The sequence below is a fragment of the Pseudomonas sp. ASL4 genome (assembly GCF_056680395.1).
In genome coordinates this window covers 1317565-1336064 of sequence record NZ_CM155280.1, presented here as the reverse complement: position 1 = coordinate 1336064, position 18500 = coordinate 1317565, and the positions used below count along the sequence as shown (strand labels likewise).

Genomic DNA, 18500 nt, shown 5'->3' with positions numbered 1-18500 from the left:
TCTGCATGCAAGCTGCCAACCCGCGTCGCGGGTACATCCTGGGCCTGAGTGCCTACATCATCTGGGGACTTTTCCCGATCTACTTCAAAGCCATCGCCTCGGTGCCGGCTGTAGAAATCATCATCCACCGCGTGCTCTGGTCCGCGCTATTCGGCGCCCTGCTGCTGATGGTCTGGAAACATCCGGGCTGGTGGCGCGAGTTGCGCGACAACCCGAAACGGCTGGCAATCCTGGCCCTGAGCGGCACGCTGATCGCGGCCAACTGGCTGACTTATGTGTGGTCGGTGAACAACGGACGAATGCTCGAAGCCAGCCTCGGTTACTACATCAACCCGCTGGTGAACGTGTTGCTGGGGATGCTGATCCTCGGTGAACGACTGCGGCGCATGCAGTGGCTGGCGGTGGGTCTGGCAGCGGTTGGCGTGGCGCAACAGGTGTGGCAGGTCGGCAGTCTGCCGTGGGTTTCGCTGGTGCTGGCGCTGACCTTCGGTTTCTACGGGCTGATCCGCAAGCAAGCGCCGGTCAAGGCGTTGCCGGGTCTGGTAGTGGAAACCTGGATGCTGGTGCCGATTGCCACGGCCTGGTTGCTGTTCAACCCGACAGCGGGCAGCGCGCAGGCCGAGTTCTGGACCACGTCCGCAGCCTGGTGGCTGGTGGCGGCCGGCCCCGTGACGCTGGTGCCGCTGGTGTGTTTCAACGCCGCCGCGCGGCATTTGCCCTACACCACGCTGGGATTTCTCCAATACCTGGCGCCGACGCTGGTGCTGCTGCAAGCCGTTCTGCTGTTTGGTGAACACCTGTCGTCCAGCACTCTGGTGGCGTTCATCTTTATCTGGGCTGGCCTGGCGATTTACAGCGTCGATGCGGTGATCAGTATGCGTCGCCGTCGCTGATCAAAAAACGCACAAACCTCTACAGGCCACGTCTTTCGTGGCCTGCATCAATCCTTCCCAAGGTTATCCACAGCGTGATCCCCGCCGTTTGTGCGCAACTTGTTGAAACTGCTGGTTTTTTGATCAGAACCTGAAGAGCCCCGGCCGGCTTGGCCTGGCGGGGTATCTCTACAGGTTATCCACAGGCAGGTGCACGTTAAACTTGGATAACACTGTCAGGGACCGCTGGGTCAGGGATCACTGCGCAGGACCAATTCAACCATCAAGTCATCGGCCAGGGTTTCCAGCCGTGATTGCAGCACGTCCAGGGACAACGTCAGCGGCACCGCGAGAATCGCTTCGGCATGGAACAGCGGTTCGCTGCTCATCGGCGCCGGGCGTACTTCAGTGACCAAGCGTTCCAGGTTCACGCCCTGCTCGCTCAGTAAACGAGTGATGTCGCGCACGATCCCCGGCCGGTCGTTGCCCACCAGCTCCATGGCAATCGGCTTCCAGGTGCAAGATTGCTCGATGCCACTTTCAGCGATCAGCACCCGAATGCCATGAGCGGACAACGCCTGTAGGGCATCAACCAATTCGTCGTAGGCTTCGGCCGGCACACCCACCCGAAGAATCCCGGCGAACTGTCCGGCCATGCGCGACATGCGGCTTTCCAGCCAGTTGCCGCCATGCTCGGCGATGCATTGGGCAATGCGCTCGACCTGCCCTGCCTTGTCCGGCGCGAATACGGTGAGTACGAGGTGGTCCATGGCGCAGCCCTCTTTTTGTTATAGAAAGAGAAGTATAGGCAAGGGTTGTTTCGGTGCTGAATCGACTGACGCCTTCGCGGGCAAGCCTCGCTCCTACAAGGTCGGCGTTAATCCGCATGAGAACGACGCGGGCCTGTAGGAGCGAGGCTTGCCCGCGAATGGGCCACCACCGACGCCCCTGCAAAAACACAAATCGTGTACAAGTTTTTATATTTAACTGGAACAATCCAATAGTTTTTTGAGAACATCCCGTTCCCCGACATGACCGCAATGCGTCATGGGGTCGCAGAACGACGTAATTAGTCTAATTTTCACAAGCGCAATTCATCATGTAGTATGCCGCAGCGCACACTACATAACGTTGGATCGATGTCTGCCACCGGCACACTCGCAACCCTGAAAGCCCCGTCAGCAAGGCCTCCAAGCCGTTGATTGGACCGAACCCAGCCGCCCGCAAGGGCATGTACTGGCGGACGGGTTTGTGGTTTAAATGGCCAGAGGCTTCATTGTCAAAATTGAAGAGCTGAAAAGCGAAATAGCTGAGCAGAGTGAGGCAAGCAATGACTGAACACGTTCAAGTCGGTGGCCTGCAGGTCGCCAAAGTCCTGTTCGACTTCGTGAACAACGAAGCCATTCCCGGTACCGGCCTCACCGCCGATAAGTTCTGGGCCGGTGCCGACAAGGTCATTCATGACCTGGCGCCGAAGAACAAAGCCCTACTCGCCAAACGCGATGATTTCCAGGCTCGTATCGACGGCTGGCACCAATCCCGTGCCGGTCAACCACACGACGCCGTGGCTTATAAGGCCTTCTTGCAAGACATCGGTTATCTGCTGCCAGAAGCGGCCGATTTCCAGGCAACGACGCAAAACGTCGATGACGAAATCGCCCGCATGGCCGGTCCGCAACTCGTGGTGCCGGTGATGAACGCCCGTTTCGCGCTTAATGCCTCGAACGCCCGCTGGGGTTCGCTGTACGACGCGCTCTACGGCACCGACGCCATCAGCGAAGCTGACGGCGCGGAGAAAGGCAAAGGCTACAACAAGGTCCGCGGCGACAAGGTCATCGCCTTCGCCCGTGCCTTCCTCGACGAAGCCGCGCCATTGGCCGCTGGCACTCACGTCGACTCCACCCGCTACACAATCGTTGACGGCAAACTGGTGGTCGCCCTTAAAGGTGGCAGCAACACCGGCCTGCGTAACGACGCGCAATTGATCGGTTTCCACGGCGATGCTTCGGCACCGACTGCGATCCTGCTGAAAAACAACGGCCTGCATTTCGAAATCCAGGTCGATGCCAGCACCCCGGTCGGCCAGACCGACGCTGCCGGCGTCAAAGACATCCTGATGGAAGCCGCGCTGACCACCATCATGGACTGCGAAGACTCCGTTGCTGCCGTCGATGCCGACGACAAAGTGGTGATCTACCGCAACTGGCTCGGCCTGATGAAGGGCGATCTGTCAGAGGAAGTCTCCAAGGGCGGTAAGACCTTTACTCGCACCATGAACGCCGACCGCACCTACACCGGTGTCGATGGCAAGGAACTGAGCCTGCACGGTCGTTCGCTGTTGTTCGTACGTAACGTCGGTCACCTGATGACCATCGACGCGATCCTCGATAGTCAAGGCAACGAAGTACCGGAAGGCATCCTCGACGGTCTGGTGACCTGCCTCGCGGCGATCCATAGCCTCAACGGCCACAACTCGCGCAAGAACAGCCGCACTGGCTCGGTCTATATCGTGAAGCCTAAAATGCACGGCCCGGAAGAAGCCGCGTTCACGAACGAGCTGTTCGGGCGTATCGAAGACGTGCTCGACCTGCCACGCAACACCCTGAAAGTCGGGATCATGGACGAGGAGCGCCGTACCACGGTCAACCTCAAGGCCTGCATCAAGGCTGCCAGCGAGCGTGTGGTGTTCATCAACACCGGTTTCCTCGACCGCACCGGCGACGAAATCCACACCTCCATGGAAGCCGGCCCGATGGTGCGCAAGGCTGACATGAAGGCTGAGAAGTGGATCGGCGCCTACGAGAACTGGAACGTCGATATCGGTTTGAGCACCGGCCTGCAAGGTCGTGCCCAGATCGGTAAAGGCATGTGGGCCATGCCGGACCTGATGGCCGCCATGCTCGAACAGAAAATTGCTCACCCGCTGGCCGGCGCCAACACCGCTTGGGTGCCATCGCCGACCGCCGCCGCGCTGCACGCGCTGCACTACCACAAGGTTGACGTGTTCGCCCGTCAGGCCGAACTGGCCAAACGTGCTCGCGCTTCGGTGGACGACATCCTAACCATCCCGCTGGCCGTCAATCCGAACTGGACGCCAGAGCAGATCAAGAACGAACTGGACAACAACGCCCAGGGCATTCTCGGTTACGTGGTGCGCTGGATCGACCAAGGCGTGGGTTGCTCGAAAGTGCCGGACATCAACGACGTCGGCCTGATGGAAGACCGTGCGACGCTGCGCATTTCCAGCCAGCACATCGCCAACTGGCTGCGTCATGGCATCGTCACTGAAGCTCAAGTGATGGAAAGCCTCAAGCGCATGGTGCCGGTGGTTGATCGTCAGAACGCCAACGACGCGCTGTACCGTCCGCTGGCACCGAACTTCGACAGCAACATCGCCTTCCAGGCGGCAGTCGAACTGGTGATCGAAGGCACCAAGCAGCCGAACGGTTATACCGAGCCGGTTCTGCACCGTCGTCGTCGTGAGTTCAAGGCTGCCAATGGCTTGTAACTAAACGCTGATGCTGGACATGAAAAAGCCCTGATCTTTCGATCAGGGCTTTTTTATTTGTGGATGCGCTCACCTGTGGCGAGGGGGCTTGCCCCCGTTCGGCTGCACAGCAGTCGTAAAGTCGGCGAACGCGGCCTGTCTGAAAAAAGCAGGGGGCCGCTTCGCGTCCCAACGGGGCCAAGCCCCCTCGCCACAAAAGCCCTCTCAGCTTGAAGTCTTTGTTAAGGTTCCATCCCCAGCTCATGCTTGACCAACGCCAGCAACTTAACGGTATCAATCGGTTTAAGCAGAAAATCCACCACGCTCAAATGCATGGCGGCGATCGCGTCCTTCACGTCGGCATCGCCGGACACGATGATGATCGGCATCGCCGCCCGGACCGACTCGCGCACTTCGCGGATCAAGTCCAGGCCATCAACATTCTTCATCCGCAGATCGGTAATTACCAGGCCAATCGAAGGCGTTGTGTCCAACAGTTTGAGCGCGGTTTCGCCACTGGCGGCGGTCATGCAACGTACGCCATCCAGCGCAAGGATCTCCGATAGCAGTTCTCGAGCGTCTTTGTCGTCGTCAACGATCAACACCCGCTGCGGCGGAAGATCGGGTTCCAGCATGATCGCACTGAGCGCCTCGCGCTCGGCGTCACTCAAAATATCGTGGTCGGACATGGCTTACTCTACGTTTTCAATCAATCCCCTAGCACAATGGTCAGACATCGCTAAGCAGAGCTTCAATGTGCACTTCGTCGGATATTTTTCCTAGAGGCAAATTGAAAGGTTTTACGCACAAAGTGTGTAGGACTTCTCTCAAATATAGACATATCCACCGACTACCTAGACTTACGTCCAATGGGCACCCCGCACGCAGGGGCCGACCATGGCTGAACGATCCGACAACAACAATTCAAAAAAGACTGCGGTAATAGTTATGAGTAAAGCGGATGCCTTCACCCAGGCAGGGAAAACCGCGGTGTTGCAGAACATTCAGGGCACTTTGCAATTCCTCCAGCGCTTCCCGCCCTTCAATCAGATGGAACATGCCCACCTGGCCTACCTGGTGGAGCAATGTCAGCTGCGTTTCTACGGTCCCGGCGAGAGCATTATCAAGCCCGCCGACGGCCCGGTTGAGCATTTCTACATCGTCAAGCAGGGCCGGGTGGTTGGCGAACGCCCGCACACGGCCAAGGGTGGCACCGAAACCACCTTCGAAATCACCACGGGGGAATGCTTCCCTTTAGCCGCGTTGCTGGGTGAGCGGGCGACTCGTACCGAACACCTGGCCGCCGAAGACACTTTCTGCCTGCAACTGAACAAACTGGCCTTCATCAAGCTGTTCGCCCTGTCGAATACCTTTCGCGACTTTGCCTTGCGCGGGGTCAGCAGCCTGCTGGATCAGGTCAACCAGCAAGTCCAGCAAAAAGCCGTGGAAACCCTTGGCACCCAGTACTCGCTGAACACGCGGCTGGGCGAGTTGGCCATGCGTCACCCAGTGACGTGCAGCCTGGCCACGCCGCTGCGTGAAGCCGTGACCCTGATGCATGAGCAACAGGTCGGCAGCATCGTGATTGTCGACGAGCAGAAGGCGCCCCTGGGGATTTTCACCCTGCGCGACTTGCGCCAGGTTGTCGCCGACGGGACCACCGATTTCAGCGAAGCCATTGATCGGCACATGACCCAGGCGCCGTTTTTCCTGACGCCGGACCACAGCGCTTTCGACGCGGCGATTGCCATGACCGAACGGCACATCGCCCACGTCTGTCTGGTCAAGGATCAGCGTCTGTGCGGCGTGGTGTCCGAGCGCGATCTGTTCTCCCTGCAACGGGTCGATCTGGTGCACCTGGCCCGAACCATCCGCAGCGCCCAGCGGGTGGAAAACCTGGTGGCACTGCGCGGCGAGATCGGCCAGTTGGTCGAGCGCATGCTGGCCCACGGTGCCTCTTCGACCCAAATCACTCACATCATTACCCTGCTCAACGACCACACCGTGTGCCGGGTGATCGAGCTGACCCTCGCAGAGAAAGGCGACCCAGGTATCCCGTTCAGTTGGCTGTGCTTCGGCAGCGAAGGTCGTCGCGAGCAAACGCTGCACACCGATCAGGACAACGGCATTCTGTTTGAGGCCCGGGACGCTGCGCATGCCGCCGAGATCCGCGGCAAATTGCTGCCCATCGCCCAACAGATCAACCAGAGCCTGGCGCTCTGCGGCTTCACCCTGTGCAAGGGCAACATCATGGCCGGCAACCCTGAGCTGTGTTTGTCCCGGGCCGAGTGGGCCCGGCGGTTCGCGGCGTTTATCCGCGAGGCGACGCCGGAGAACCTGCTGGGCTCGAGCATTTATTTCGACTTGCGGGTGGTTTGGGGTGATGAACAAGGCTGCGAACAACTGCGCCGAGGGATTCTCGATCAGGTGGCGGATAACCGGTTGTTCCAGCGGATGATGGCCGACAATGCCTTGCGCAACCGGCCGCCCGTGGGACGCTTCCGTGAGTTCGTGCTGGCGCGCAAGAATGGCGAGAAAGCCACGCTGGACCTGAAAGTCCAGGGGCTGACGCCTTTTGTCGACGGTGCCCGATTGCTCGCCCTGGCCAATGGCATTGAAACCAACAACACCCTGGAGCGCTTCCGCCAACTGGTCGCCAAAGAAGTCATCGAACGGTTGGACGGTGCGGCGTATGAAGAGGCGTATCACTTCATTCAGCAAACCCGCATGCAGCAACATCAACTACAGACCCGGGAGAACTTGCCCTACTCCAACCGCGTCGATCCCGACAGCCTCAATCATCTGGACCGGCGCATCCTGCGTGAGTCCCTGCGCCAGGCCCAACGCCTGCAAAGCAGCCTGACCCTGCGGTATCAGCTATGAGTCTGTTTTCATGGCTACGCCCCGCCGCCCCGCTGCTGCCCGAGGATCTGCAACAACGCCTGGAACGCTTGCCGGTCGGCGCCCAGTTGAGTGAATGCAGCCTGCGCGAGCAACGCTGGGTGGTGCTGGATCTGGAAACCACCGGGCTGAACCTGAACAAGGATCGGGTGCTGTCCATCGGCGCCGTGGTGATCGAGGACGGCGCGATTGATTTCAGTCAGCAATTCGAACGCACGCTGCAATGTGCTGACATGAAGTTGGCGCCGAGTGTGTTGATCCATGGCCTGGGGCCTAGCGCGATTGCTGCCGGCAGTGACCCGGCGCAGGCACTAATCGAGTTCATGGAGTTTGTGGGCGACAGCCCAGTGTTGGCGTTTCATGCGCCGTTCGATCAGCACATGCTCGGGCGCGCGTTGAAAGATCATCTGGGCTACAAGCTGCAGCATCCGTTTCTGGATGTGGCGGACATTGCACCGCTGGTCTGCCCGCAGGCGAACATCCGCGAGGCCGGGCTGGATGAGTGGATTGAGTGGTTCAAGCTCGAAGTCTTCGAGCGGCATAACGCCAGTGCCGATGCATTGGCCACAGCGGAATTGGCGTTGATCTTGTTCAGCCGGGCGCGGCAGCAGCAGATTCACAGCCCATTGAATCTGCAGCAGCGTTTGAGTCAGTGGAAGCGACGGCAGCGGGCGCCTTCGTTTTAGATATCCGGTGCCTCGTCTGACGCCAATTGCTTCCCTGCGCCACCCCAACGGTGATCGCACTGCTCAGTGCCGCCGGGTTGTTCTCCGCGCTGTTGGGCGATGGCGTGTGGGATGCCTTGAGCTAGTTGGGTCTGGGCATCCCCGCCTTCCTCGCTTTGCGCGGGTTGCTGCAACGCCGCTGACCGATCAAAACACCACAATCCTTGTAGGAGCAAGCTTTGCTCCTACAGGTTTCGAGCCGCATTTCTGATCTTGAGCTATCGGGTCAACGCGCTATGCTGCCCGGCACTGCCACTGATCGAGACACTGCCATGTCCGCCCCGAGCATGACCCTGTTCCACAACCCCGCATCGCCCTTCGTTCGCAAAGTCATGGTGCTGCTGCACGAGACCGGTCAGACCGATCGTGTTGCCCTGCAACTCAGCCAACTCACGCCGGTCAGCCCGGACCTGGCGCTCTGCGAAGACAACCCACTGGGCAAGATCCCGGCCCTGCGCCTGGCCGATGGCAACGTTATCCATGACAGCCGGGTGATTCTCGATTACCTCGATCACCAGCATGTCGGCAATCCACTGATCCCTCGCGAGGGCTCGGCCCGCTGGCGCCGCATGACCCTGGCCTCCCTGGCCGACGGGATCATGGACGCTGCGGTGATGATTCGTTACGAGCAAGCGTTGCGCGCCCCGGAGAAACAATGGGAGCAGTGGCTTGATGCCCAGCGCGAGAAGATTCGCCGTGCCTTGGCGTTGCTGGAAGCGGATGCGATTGCCGAGCTGACCAGTCATTTCGATGTGGCGGCGATCAGTGTGGCCTGTGCCTTGGGTTACCTGGATTTGCGCCATCCCGATCTGGAATGGCGCGAGGCGAATCTGAAGCTGGCCGAGTGGTTTTTTGAAGTGAGTCAGCGGCCTTCGATGTTGGCGACGATGCCGAAGGTTTAGCTCTTCATAGGCTGGACCGGCCTCTTCGCGAGCAAGCCCGCTCCCACATTTGATCGGTGGTTTGCACATATATTGTGTTCACTGGAGATCCCTTGTGGGAGCGGGCTTGCTCGCGAATGCACCACACCGGATCTAACGGAAACAACCCAAAGATAAGCGTCGCCAACACCTCCCCTTCCCGCTGATCCTCACGCAACCCCAACGACCGGCTCATTCCACCGCTCCAATATCAAACGCCAACGGCTTGGCCGACTTCTGCCCAATCCCGTACCAGTCCAGCTTGCGGGTCAGCACCATGAACACACCCAGCAACCCGAACAGCAACAACGAGCCCATCAACAGCGCGTAATCCTCGGCACTCAACAAGCCATAAAGCAAACCGTACAACGCCGCCAACCCCGCCGAAAAACTCAAGCCGTGACGCACGCTGCGCAGTACGTGGCAGACATAGAACCCGATCAACAACACACATCCGCTCGCCGACAACACATACGCCAAGGCAAAACCGATGTGCTCGGACAACGACAGCAACAACAGGTAGAAAAACGCCAGGGCCACGCCCACCAACGCATATTGCACCGGGTGCACCGCCAGGCTTTTCATCACTTCGAACAGGAAGAAACCGGCGAAGGTCAGGACAATGAACAGCAGCGCATATTTGATCGCCCGATCGCTTTTGAGGTACTGGTCCACCGGGTCGATGAAGCTCACGCCGAAGCTACGACCGTTGAACGCGTCACAGCCAGCGCCGGAGACACAACTGTTCAAGGCTTCTTGCAGGTTGGTGGAGAAAAACGTGGTCTGCCAATTCGCGGTGAAGCCCTGATCGGTGACTTCACGCTGGGCCGGCAGGTAGTTGCCGATAAAGCTGGGGTGCGGCCAGTTGGCGGCCAACGCTACTTTGCTGGTCTTGCCCACCGGCAGCACTTGCAACTGACCGGTGCCTTGCAAACGCAGGTCGAAACCGAAGGCCAGTTCCGTGGCTTGTCTGGTATTCAACGCCGGCAGCATCACGTGCACGCCCTCCCCCAAGAAGCCGACCTGGCTGCCAGGTACGAAGTCCAGGCGCTGACCATCGAGTTCCAGTTTCAGCGCGTTTTCGATGCCGCGAATGTCGCTGATACCCACAGCCAGAAACGGCTGGTCAAACTGATAGTCGGCGAAGTCTTCCTTGATGCCCAGTTGTTCAGGGATCGTGAAATGGCCGCTGATGCGGTTGTCGGCATGGAACAGCCGCGCTTCATAAATGCCCCGGGAACGCAGCTCGGTCTGAACCTGGCCATCCAGTTCGAAGTGTTCCGGGAGGAAGTACAGACGACCGCGTTCTTCACCGACTTCCTGGTAACGCTCGTTGGTTTTCTCGTTGAGTTTCCAGGTGCGCACCACTTTGCGATACGGCACCACCATCAGCGGCCCGCTCAACTGCTGGCTGTAGCTGGAACTGCGGGCGATGTCTTCGAGCACACCGTCGCGCAGTTGCTGACGGTCCTGGATCACGCCGTTGATCATCAGCAACGGAATCATCAATAACAGTATCAGTAGGGCAATCGCCCCGAGTTTTATGGTCAGGTTGCGGTTCATGGGACTCTCCCTGTTTGGATGGGGGAAGTCTGGGATGGGTGTGTGGGGGTTTCGTGGAGGCTATGTGGGGATTGTGTGGAAATGCCTGTAAAAGCCGATTGCACCTAGGCACACTGCGGCCCCTTAAGGCCATCTCCGGGTATTTACCGGAGTATTTTCCGGCCAAGTACAGCTCAATATTTTGGCCGTTGGTTTGCTCCAAAGCAGACCAGACAAGGAGCGCTCCATTGCGAAACAACTCGTTTGACCTGATCAGGCACCTTGCCGCCCTTATGGTCCTGGTAAGTCATCACTATGTGTTAGCGGGTATGAACGAGCCCGTCATTCAAGGTTACAACTCGCTGGGCGGTGTGGCGGTGCTTTGTTTTTTTGCCATTTCCGGGTTGTTGATTACCCTCAGCTATTTGAATGCCGCCAGCCTTCAGGACTATCTGGTGAAACGCGTCGCCCGGATCTTTCCTGCGCTCATCGTTTGCTCATTCGTAATGACTTATGTAGCCGGGGCTTTTTTTGCCAGCGACTATGTCTCGGGGAAAGAAGCCCTCATCGACTTTCTGCGAATTTCAGCGTTCGGGCGGGCAACTATTGATGAAATAACCAGCGATTTCGTATTCAGCGAATCCTTCAATGGAAGCCTGTGGACATTAAAAATCGAGTTCGCTTTTTATATTCTGCTCGCACTAGTGCTGACCCTATACCGCAAAGCCATGATGCCTTGGACGCTGCTCTTGCTATTTTGCATAGCGACTTATGTGCTGGGCAACTACCCGATGAATGCCCTGGCACAGAAGCTTCTGGCCTACTGCGCAGCCGGCATCGCGTTTTTCGCCGGGTCATTGATAGCGTTTTATAAAGACCGCTTCAGTGGCGTGCGCACAAAGGCAATAACCCTGGTGGCTTGCTGTCTTCTGGTATTCGCATCACTGGGTACTTCGATGGTCTGGGTTCTGGCAACTCTGGGGATCAGCCTGGCAACCCTCAGTCTGGGTTTGTTGTACGTTGATAAAAACATCAGAGGACGGTTCGATATCTCCTATGGCATGTACCTGTATGCCTTTCCCGTACAGCAATTGGTCATCAATAAAACACAACTGGCCTTCTTCCCTTCCATGGCCGTTTCAACCGTCATTGTCATTAGCCTGGCAACTCTTTCATGGTTGCTCATCGAACGGCCGGTACTTGCCTTGGCCCACCGAAACAAGCCTCGTAAATCAGTGCCTGATTCGGCGGTGTCTTGAGTTACCAAGGACCTCAAGGCAAGCGAACCCGAGCCTCGACGCCACCGCCCACATTGCCAACCCATAATTGCCCTCCATGCAACTTAACCACCTCTTCAACGAAGTTAAGCCCCAACCCAGTGCTTTTGCGCCCACTGTCCGGCCGCGGCAGCGAGTAAAACCGCTCACTCAAGCGTGGCAACGCATAGTCGGGAATCGCCTGAGCCTGGTTGAACAACCTGAACTCAACCTGCTCACCAACCCGCTCGGCACTGAATCGCAAAACACCCTGCGCCGGCGTGAAATCCAGCGCGTTCTCCAGCAAGTTGCCCAACGCCTGACGTAACAGGAACGGCTCACCGATCAAAACCAGATCCTCGGCAATCCTCTGTTCAACACACAATTGTTTGCCTTCAATCCGCGCAGCCTGAGCGTCCAGCAGTTCTTCCACTAACGCCGCCAACGGCACTTCAACTCGTTCTTCCAACCCTTGACGCTGCTCGACCTGAGCCAGGTCCAGCAACCGCTCGATCAACTGTTGCATCCGCGCACTTTCGCTGTCGATGTTGCTGACAAAACGCTGCTGCTGGGCCAACGGCATCTCGCCCTGAAGCAACTCCGCCGCGCCGCGAATCGCCGCCAATGGGCTTTTCAATTCATGGGTCAGGGTGTGCACGTAGCGCTCGACGTAGGCCTTGCCTTCGAGTTGCGTGCGCATCTGCTCCACGGCTGTCGCCAGTTGCTCCAGTTCGCCGCCGCGATAATGCGGCACCTCGACCCGTCGACCTTCACTGACCGCCTGGGCATAAGCAGTCAACCGTCGCAGCGCCGCGCTCAGCCACCACGACAGCAGCGCGCCAAACAGCAGACCGAGGCCGATCAGCCCGGCGCCGTAATAGACCAATCGCCGTTCAGTGCGGTCGACGTAGGGTTGCAGCGAACTGTTGGGCTTGGCCACGGTGACCACGCCGATGATCTGGCCGTTGTCACGAATCGGCGCGCCTACGTGCATAACCGAGGAACTCGGGTCGTCGGGATCGCTGCGGGTCGAGCGCGCACCGTATTCGCCGCGCAGGGTCAGGTAAACATCGTTCCAGCGCGAGTAATCCTGGCCCACCGCTACACCGCTGGAATCCAGCACCACGATGCCTTTGGCATCCGTGACGTAGATGCGGTTGTTGACCTGATTCTTTGTCAGGCCCCAGATGCTTGCCTTCGGCTGCCGCTCGCCATAGGCGTTGAGCAGTTCTGGCCAGTGATTCTGGTTGAGAGTGCCGGCCTTGAAGTCATCGCGCAGGATCTCGGCCATCAGGTTGGCCGTGTCTACCAGGGTTTCTTCGGTGGTCTGGCGCACACCGGGGCGGATTTCCTGCATCACGGTGTTGAGCACGAAGTAACCGGTCAGGCCGATAAACAGCACATAGACCAGAAAGATCCGGATGCCCAGCGCCATCAGCTGTGCCCCGGACTGTAGCTGTAGCCGAGGCCGCGATGGGTCTGGATCGGTTCGGAGTCGGCTCGCACCAGCCGCAGCTTGGCGCGCACGCTTTTGATATGGCTGTCGATGCTGCGCTCGTAACCGGCATCGGCCGGCACACCCAGGGCGTCGAGCAATAGCTCGCGGCTGAACACCCGTTCGGGTTGTTCCAGCAGGCATTGCAGCAGACGGAATTCGTGGCGGGTCAGGCTCAGGGGCTCGCCGCGATAGCTAATCTGCACCCGTTCGCTGTCGACGCGAAACAGCACCGGTGAAACTTCGGCCACGGCACGGGGTGCCATGCGCTTTAGAATCGCCCGGACCCGCGCCGCCACTTCTCGCGGGCTGAACGGCTTGACCACGTAATCGTCGGCGCCAATCTCCAGGCCCACCACCCGGTCGATTTCGCCGTCGCGGGCGCTGAGGAAGATCACCGGCACCTCGCTGAAGCGGCGCAATTGCTTACAAGTCTCGAAGCCGCTGATGTCCGGCAGGCCGATGTCGAGAATGATCAGATCGGCCGGGGTCTGGCGTTGATGCTCAAGCGCGGCCTCGCCGAGGCTCACCCAGGTCGTGGTGAAGCCTTCACCCTGCAACGCAAAAATCAACGTGTCGGCAATGGCCGCTTCGTCTTCGACAATCAGGATATGAGGCATAGCGTCCGAGCACGGCAGTTAAGTTGCGCAACGGTGGCCCAAGCCTCACATCCCGTCAATCAGCAGTCAGGTTTATCCGCGGTAAAGCGACGTGCCGGGTTCACCGCAGCGCCAAACTCGCGCAAGGCCTTGGCGCCGATCAGCAACGGATAGTTGAAGCTGCTGCGGTCGGTGAGATTAACCTCGACCGTGCGTTTGACGTTGCCCAGGCACAATTCCAGATCAACCACCGGACGCTTGGTCGGGGCGCTCACGTCCTTGTCGTCTTCGTCTTCTTCGGCGCGGGTCTTGATCTTGCTGATCCGCGCGATCTTGTGCTCGTAGACCTTGTTGCTCGCGTCCTTGGTGCCGAGACGGAAGCGCACCCAGTCTTCGCCATCACGGGTGAAGGTTTCGATGTCCTTGGCCGACAGCGACGCGGTCAGGGCGCCGGTGTCCATCTTGGCCTTGAGGACTTCACCGCCGATTTCCGGCAGCGCGATGTATTCGTAACGCCCGTACAGGGTCGGCTCGGCGGCCATGACCGGCAGGGCCACGAGGGTCAGCAGTGCAAGGAGGGATTTCACGTAATGGGCTTCCTTGGGGAATTGGGGCGCATAGGCCGAATTCTAGACCGCAAAAAACAATGATAGTTGAACTGGCACAGACCTTTGTGGCGAGGGAGCTTGCTCCCGTTCGGCTGCGAAGCAGCCGTAAATCCGGTTCACTCGGTACACCTGAAACAGCGTGGTGTTTGGTTTTGGGGCTGCTTCGCAACCCAGCGGGAGCAAGCTCCCTCGCCACAGGTTATTTCATATGGCCTGAAGCATAACGCCGTAAAGGTGAAACATTCGTCACCCCCGATTTGGCCTGCCGCCCGAAGCTGCTTATCATGACGCGCCAAAATTCGTCCAAGAGTTACTTATGCGCCGCCTGCTCACCGGCTGTTTCGTTACCCTGCTGCTGTTACTCAACACCCTGGTCCTGTTCGGCCCGCTGATGGTGTTTGCCCTGCTCAAACTGGTCCTGCCCGGCCGTTATCGCGACTACGCCTCATGGTCGGTGATGTGGATCGCCGAAACCTGGGCCGAAATCGACAAGCTGATCTTCCGGCTGTGCATCCCAACCCAATGGGACATTCGCGGTGGCGATGACCTGCGTGGCGATACGTCTTATCTGGTGATCAGCAACCACCAATCCTGGGTCGACATCCCAGCGCTGATCCAGACCCTGAACCGGCGCACGCCGTTCTTCAAATTCTTCCTCAAGAGAGAATTGATCTGGGTGCCGTTCCTGGGCCTGGCCTGGTGGGCGCTGGATTATCCGTTCATGAAGCGCTACACCAAGGCGTTTCTGGCGAAGAACCCTGAACTGGCCGGCAAGGATCTGGAGATCACCAAAGCCGCGTGCGAGCTGTACAAACGCCAGCCGGTAACGGTGGTGAATTATCTGGAAGGCACACGGTTTACCGCGGCAAAAAGCGCTCAGCAGCAATCACCGTTCAGGCACCTGCTCAAGCCGAAGGCCGGCGGTGTGGCGTTTGTACTGGCGGCGATGGGCGAACAGCTGGACGCCATTCTGGATGTGACGATGGTGTATCCGCAGCAACGGATTCCGGGGTTTTGGGATTTGATCAGCGGCAACGTACCGAAGGTCATCATCGATATCCAGACCCGCGAACTGGACCCGGCGTTGTGGCAGGGGGATTACGAAAACGATCCGGTGTTTCGCGAAACGATCCAGAACTGGGTCAACCAGCTCTGGATCGAAAAGGATCAGCGCATCGACGCGTTGCGCGCCGAAAGCCGTTGAATCAGCTGCCAGCGCCCCAGATCCCGCCCAGGCTTTTCAGCAGTGGACCGCCAACGCCTTGGCCACCGAGGTACTGGAGGATCACCGGGGCAAATTTGCCGACCATCCCGCTGTCCATGCCCAGGGCGCCAAACGCGCTGTTCATGTCGCTGGTGCTTTTTACATTACCCAAGGCATTTTCCAGACCGGCCGATTTACCGGACGAACCGAGCATCCCGGCCAACGCCCCCATCTGACCGCCGCCGGACAGTTTGTCCAACCCCGGCACGTCTTTGGCCAGTTGCGAGTAATCGGTGGAGCTCAGTTGATTCTTCGCCAGCCCCAGCATTGCCCCGGTGCCGCCGACGGCTTGTTGCGGGGTAACGTTCAGTTGCGAAGTCAGCGCACCGAGCAGGCCCGCTGTTTGCGAGGTCGGCGCGGCATTAGTGGCCGCATCGCCGCCCTGCATGCTCGAAGCCGCTTTGGTCACATCGTCCAGGCTGAATGCTGCGAAGACCGGGCTGGCGGCCAGGGTCATGAGCGAAGCCAGTGCAAAACCGCGTGAAATCTTCATCGAGACAACCTCTTTAGGCATAAAACCGCCCACCCATGGACGGCGAAAAACTGTGTGTTGGACTGGCACCCCAGAGGATTGTTCCCTGTCCCCTGTAGGAGCGGGCTTTATGTGGCGAGGGGGCTTGCCCCCGTTCGGCTGCGAAGCAGTCGTCGGCCCGTTGAATGCGATCAGCCTGGAAAATGCGGGGGCCGCTTCGCGACCCAACGGGGGCAAGCCCCCTCGCCACAATTGACCACAGTCAGAAAAGAATTCCGTTGTGCTGCATCCAGTCTAGCCGCCCCTGCGTATATCAAGCACGGACAGACACTCCTGGCCGATTCTCCCCCACAAGGATCACCCCCATGAAACGCACTTCGATCAAAACCCCGTTGATTGCCAGCCTGCTGACCCTGGCCCTTGGCGGCGGATTCGCCCTGAACAGCGTGCAAGCGGCGAGCATGAGTCATGACAGCGTGATGGTTGGCGGCCAAGCCATGATGCCTAGCAAAGACATCATCGATAACGCCGTGAATTCCGCCGACCACACCACCCTGGTGGCCGCAGTCAAAGCCGCCGGCCTGGTCGACACCCTCAAAGGCAAAGGCCCGTTCACCGTGTTCGCCCCGGTCAACTCAGCGTTTACCGCCCTGCCCGCCGGCACTGTCGATACCCTGCTCAAACCAGCCAACAAAGCGACCCTGACCCACATCCTCACCTATCACGTGGTCGCCGGTAAGCTCGACATGATGACCCTGGCCGAGAAGATCAAGGCCGGCGGCGGCACCGCCGAACTCACCACCGTCGCCGGCGGCAAGCTGTGGGCGATGATGAATGGCCCGCACAACATCGTGATCAAGGATGAAAAAGGCGACGTCGCCGACATCACCACCTATGACGTGAACCAGTCCAACGGGGTAATTCAGGTCATCGACAAAGTGCTGATGCCCAAAGGTTGAGCAGTGCTCGCCGGCCCCGCGCATCGGGGTCGGCGTTTTCCTGAGGTATCCGCCCGTGAATGGAACAACTGCGCGCCGTGAACTAACCTCTGCCTGCAACCGGCACCGCTCGCAGCCAACCACCGCTATCTCGATTGCCCGGAGAACCGTTATTTCCATCGCCGACACCGATCAGCTCAGGCAGCTTCTGGCCCAGTGTTCATTGGGTGACCGCCGCGCGTTCGAGACGCTTTACCGCAGCGTCGGCCCGCGCTTGCACGGTGTCGCCCTGCGTTTCATGGGTCGGCATGACCTGGCCGAAGAGGTGCTGCAGGAAAGCTTCGTACGGATCTGGAACAACGCCTCGCGCTATGAATCGCACCTGTCGGCACCGCTGACCTGGATGATCAACATCACCCGCAATCAAGCCATCGACCAATTGCGCAAACACCGCGACCGGCCGCTGACCGATCTTGAAGAACAGGCCCTGGAGGATGAAAGCCCTTCGGCCCATGAATTGTTAAACCGCGCCCGCGAAGCCAAGGCCCTGAACCAGTGCCTGGAAAGCCTCGAAGGCATGCAGCGCCAATCGATCACCGTCGCCTATTTTCAGGGGCTGTCCTGCGCTGAACTGGCCGAACACCTGGCCGCGCCGCTGGGCTCGGTCAAATCCTGGATCCGCCGCGGTATGGAGCGCCTGCGCAGGTGCCTGGAATCATGAACTATCAAACCCCGACCTTGCGCCGCGCCCTTGCCGCCGATTACGCCATCGGCTTGATGCCTGCTGCGGCTCGCCGGCGTTTTGAACAGTTGTTGCTGGAGGACGCCGCTCTGCGTGCGGAACTGGCGAACTGGCAGGACAGCCTCACCAGCCTGACCGAAGCATTACCTGAACAACCGGTGCCGGATCGCGTGTGGCAAGGCATCACCGCACGCATCGATCCGCAAGAACTGCACGTGCCAGAGAAGCGTTCGTTCTGGAACTGGATACGGGTCACGGTCGCGGTGTGTGCACTGGCGGTGGTTATGTTCCTGAGCGTGCTTTATAACCGTGATGAAGCACGTTACAGCGCGACCCTGCTGACGGCCGATGCGCAACCGGCGCTCAAGGTACAAGCGCACGAGAATTACCTGCAAGTTGAGCCGTTGACGTTGGCGGCAGTTGATCCGGGACGCAGCCTGGAACTGTGGGCGATACCGGCGAACGGCAAGCCGATTTCCCTGGGGGTGATTCCGGCGGGCGGCAAGGGCAAGGTTGAGCTGAGCGAGGCGCAGAAGGCGCTGATCGGCAAGCCGATTGCGTTGGCGGTGAGCCTGGAGCCGAAGGGTGGTTCGCCGACCGGGCAACCGACGGGGCCGGTGTTGTATCAGGGGGCGTTGGCGGCACTCTGAAAGTACCGATGAGCTTTTGTGGCGAGGGA

Annotated in this window: 18 protein-coding genes; 10 read left to right on the top strand and 8 right to left on the bottom strand. The window is 59.3% G+C overall.

Annotated elements, in window-relative coordinates:
* Positions 1-5: 5 nt before the first annotated feature.
* Positions 6-893, top strand: a complete 888-nt coding sequence (gene rarD / locus AC1MEW_RS05925; protein WP_201198326.1) for an EamA family transporter RarD — start codon at positions 6-8, stop codon at positions 891-893.
* A 230-nt stretch (positions 894-1123) separates the two neighbouring features.
* On the opposite strand, the gene AC1MEW_RS05920 is transcribed toward rarD, so the two are convergent.
* Entirely contained in the window at positions 1124-1642 is a 519-nt protein-coding gene (locus AC1MEW_RS05920; RefSeq protein ID WP_201198328.1) for a glycine cleavage system transcriptional repressor, read from the bottom strand.
* Positions 1643-2202: 560 nt separating this feature from the next.
* On the opposite strand from AC1MEW_RS05920, the gene AC1MEW_RS05915 reads away from it, so the two are divergent.
* Complete coding sequence (locus AC1MEW_RS05915) at positions 2203-4380, top strand: malate synthase G (RefSeq protein WP_480425672.1); 2178 nt, start codon at positions 2203-2205, stop codon at positions 4378-4380.
* 221 nt (positions 4381-4601) lie between these two features.
* Here the strand turns inward: AC1MEW_RS05915 and AC1MEW_RS05910 are convergent, their stop codons facing one another.
* Positions 4602-5048, bottom strand: a complete 447-nt coding sequence (locus AC1MEW_RS05910) for a response regulator (RefSeq protein ID WP_201198332.1) — start codon at positions 5046-5048, stop codon at positions 4602-4604.
* A gap of 259 nt (positions 5049-5307) precedes the next feature.
* Between AC1MEW_RS05910 and AC1MEW_RS05905 the strand changes: the two genes are divergently transcribed.
* Positions 5308-7242, top strand: a complete 1935-nt coding sequence (locus tag AC1MEW_RS05905; protein WP_207200241.1) for a putative nucleotidyltransferase substrate binding domain-containing protein — start codon at positions 5308-5310, stop codon at positions 7240-7242.
* The gene (locus AC1MEW_RS05900; RefSeq protein WP_201256689.1) at positions 7239-7946 is read left to right on the top strand and encodes a 3'-5' exonuclease; all 708 of its coding nucleotides are present in this window, start codon (positions 7239-7241) and stop codon (positions 7944-7946) included. The genes AC1MEW_RS05905 and AC1MEW_RS05900 overlap by 4 nt, the downstream gene beginning before the upstream one ends.
* Here the strand turns inward: AC1MEW_RS05900 and AC1MEW_RS05895 are convergent.
* Entirely contained in the window at positions 7943-8161 is a 219-nt protein-coding gene (locus AC1MEW_RS05895; RefSeq protein ID WP_480427403.1) for a hypothetical protein, read from the bottom strand. The genes AC1MEW_RS05900 and AC1MEW_RS05895 overlap by 4 nt on opposite strands.
* Positions 8162-8257: 96 nt before the next feature.
* Between AC1MEW_RS05895 and AC1MEW_RS05890 the strand changes: the two genes are divergently transcribed.
* Complete coding sequence (locus AC1MEW_RS05890; RefSeq protein WP_480425668.1) at positions 8258-8887, top strand: glutathione S-transferase N-terminal domain-containing protein; 630 nt, start codon at positions 8258-8260, stop codon at positions 8885-8887.
* Positions 8888-9097: 210 nt separating this feature from the next.
* Here the strand turns inward: AC1MEW_RS05890 and creD are convergent, their stop codons facing one another.
* On the bottom strand, positions 9098-10468 hold the full coding sequence (gene creD, locus AC1MEW_RS05885; RefSeq protein ID WP_480425666.1) for a cell envelope integrity protein CreD: 1371 nt from the start codon (positions 10466-10468) through the stop codon (positions 9098-9100).
* Between the two features lie 272 nt (positions 10469-10740).
* Here creD and AC1MEW_RS05880 point away from each other — a divergent pair, with 272 nt between their 5' ends.
* Positions 10741-11706, top strand: a complete 966-nt coding sequence (locus tag AC1MEW_RS05880; protein WP_242486359.1) for an acyltransferase family protein — start codon at positions 10741-10743, stop codon at positions 11704-11706.
* 13 nt (positions 11707-11719) lie between these two features.
* On the opposite strand, the gene creC is transcribed toward AC1MEW_RS05880, so the two are convergent.
* From creC to rloA2, 3 genes are read right to left on the bottom strand one after another with little or no spacing between them, the layout of a single operon-like run.
* On the bottom strand, positions 11720-13138 hold the full coding sequence (gene creC / locus AC1MEW_RS05875) for a two-component system sensor histidine kinase CreC (protein ID WP_480425665.1): 1419 nt from the start codon (positions 13136-13138) through the stop codon (positions 11720-11722).
* Positions 13138-13818: a two-component system response regulator CreB gene (creB, locus tag AC1MEW_RS05870; protein ID WP_480425663.1), complete on the bottom strand. Its 681-nt coding sequence runs from the start codon at positions 13816-13818 to the stop codon at positions 13138-13140. The genes creC and creB overlap by 1 nt, the downstream gene beginning before the upstream one ends.
* Before the next feature lie 59 nt (positions 13819-13877).
* The gene (rloA2, locus tag AC1MEW_RS05865; protein ID WP_201198355.1) at positions 13878-14384 is read right to left on the bottom strand and encodes a retropepsin-like aspartic peptidase RloA2; all 507 of its coding nucleotides are present in this window, start codon (positions 14382-14384) and stop codon (positions 13878-13880) included.
* Positions 14385-14721: 337 nt separating this feature from the next.
* Here rloA2 and AC1MEW_RS05860 point away from each other — a divergent pair, with 337 nt between their 5' ends.
* Entirely contained in the window at positions 14722-15609 is an 888-nt protein-coding gene (locus AC1MEW_RS05860) for an acyltransferase (protein ID WP_201198356.1), read from the top strand.
* Position 15610: 1 nt separating this feature from the next.
* Here the strand turns inward: AC1MEW_RS05860 and AC1MEW_RS05855 are convergent, their stop codons facing one another.
* Positions 15611-16162 (bottom strand): DUF2780 domain-containing protein, encoded by a 552-nt coding sequence (locus tag AC1MEW_RS05855; protein WP_201198357.1) that lies wholly within the window; start codon positions 16160-16162, stop codon positions 15611-15613.
* A gap of 344 nt (positions 16163-16506) precedes the next feature.
* Here AC1MEW_RS05855 and AC1MEW_RS05850 point away from each other — a divergent pair, with 344 nt between their 5' ends.
* Genes AC1MEW_RS05850 through AC1MEW_RS05840 form a run of 3 tightly spaced genes read left to right on the top strand, consistent with a single transcriptional unit; the run spans position 16507 to position 18471 of the window.
* Positions 16507-17100: a fasciclin domain-containing protein gene (locus tag AC1MEW_RS05850; protein ID WP_201256685.1), complete on the top strand. Its 594-nt coding sequence runs from the start codon at positions 16507-16509 to the stop codon at positions 17098-17100.
* Positions 17101-17155: 55 nt separating this feature from the next.
* Positions 17156-17800, top strand: a complete 645-nt coding sequence (locus AC1MEW_RS05845; protein ID WP_201256684.1) for a sigma-70 family RNA polymerase sigma factor — start codon at positions 17156-17158, stop codon at positions 17798-17800.
* A complete protein-coding gene (locus tag AC1MEW_RS05840; RefSeq protein ID WP_480425659.1) occupies positions 17797-18471 on the top strand; it encodes an anti-sigma factor in 675 nt (224 codons plus the stop codon). Before AC1MEW_RS05845 ends, AC1MEW_RS05840 begins: the two co-directional genes overlap by 4 nt.
* Positions 18472-18500 lie beyond the last annotated feature (29 nt).

Coding starts and splice junctions, on each gene's coding strand:
- AC1MEW_RS05855 (WP_201198357.1), bottom strand. CDS start 16,162: ATGAAGATTTCACGCGGTTTTGCACTGGCTTCGCTCATGACCCTGGCC.
- AC1MEW_RS05915 (WP_480425672.1), top strand. CDS start 2,203: ATGACTGAACACGTTCAAGTCGGTGGCCTGCAGGTCGCCAAAGTCCTG.
- AC1MEW_RS05900 (WP_201256689.1), top strand. CDS start 7,239: ATGAGTCTGTTTTCATGGCTACGCCCCGCCGCCCCGCTGCTGCCCGAG.
- creB (WP_480425663.1), bottom strand. CDS start 13,818: ATGCCTCATATCCTGATTGTCGAAGACGAAGCGGCCATTGCCGACACG.
- creD (WP_480425666.1), bottom strand. CDS start 10,468: ATGAACCGCAACCTGACCATAAAACTCGGGGCGATTGCCCTACTGATA.
- AC1MEW_RS05890 (WP_480425668.1), top strand. CDS start 8,258: ATGTCCGCCCCGAGCATGACCCTGTTCCACAACCCCGCATCGCCCTTC.
- AC1MEW_RS05905 (WP_207200241.1), top strand. CDS start 5,308: ATGAGTAAAGCGGATGCCTTCACCCAGGCAGGGAAAACCGCGGTGTTG.
- AC1MEW_RS05920 (WP_201198328.1), bottom strand. CDS start 1,642: ATGGACCACCTCGTACTCACCGTATTCGCGCCGGACAAGGCAGGGCAG.
- AC1MEW_RS05850 (WP_201256685.1), top strand. CDS start 16,507: ATGAAACGCACTTCGATCAAAACCCCGTTGATTGCCAGCCTGCTGACC.
- AC1MEW_RS05910 (WP_201198332.1), bottom strand. CDS start 5,048: ATGTCCGACCACGATATTTTGAGTGACGCCGAGCGCGAGGCGCTCAGT.
- AC1MEW_RS05880 (WP_242486359.1), top strand. CDS start 10,741: ATGGTCCTGGTAAGTCATCACTATGTGTTAGCGGGTATGAACGAGCCC.
- AC1MEW_RS05860 (WP_201198356.1), top strand. CDS start 14,722: ATGCGCCGCCTGCTCACCGGCTGTTTCGTTACCCTGCTGCTGTTACTC.
- AC1MEW_RS05840 (WP_480425659.1), top strand. CDS start 17,797: ATGAACTATCAAACCCCGACCTTGCGCCGCGCCCTTGCCGCCGATTAC.
- creC (WP_480425665.1), bottom strand. CDS start 13,138: ATGGCGCTGGGCATCCGGATCTTTCTGGTCTATGTGCTGTTTATCGGC.
- rarD (WP_201198326.1), top strand. CDS start 6: ATGCAAGCTGCCAACCCGCGTCGCGGGTACATCCTGGGCCTGAGTGCC.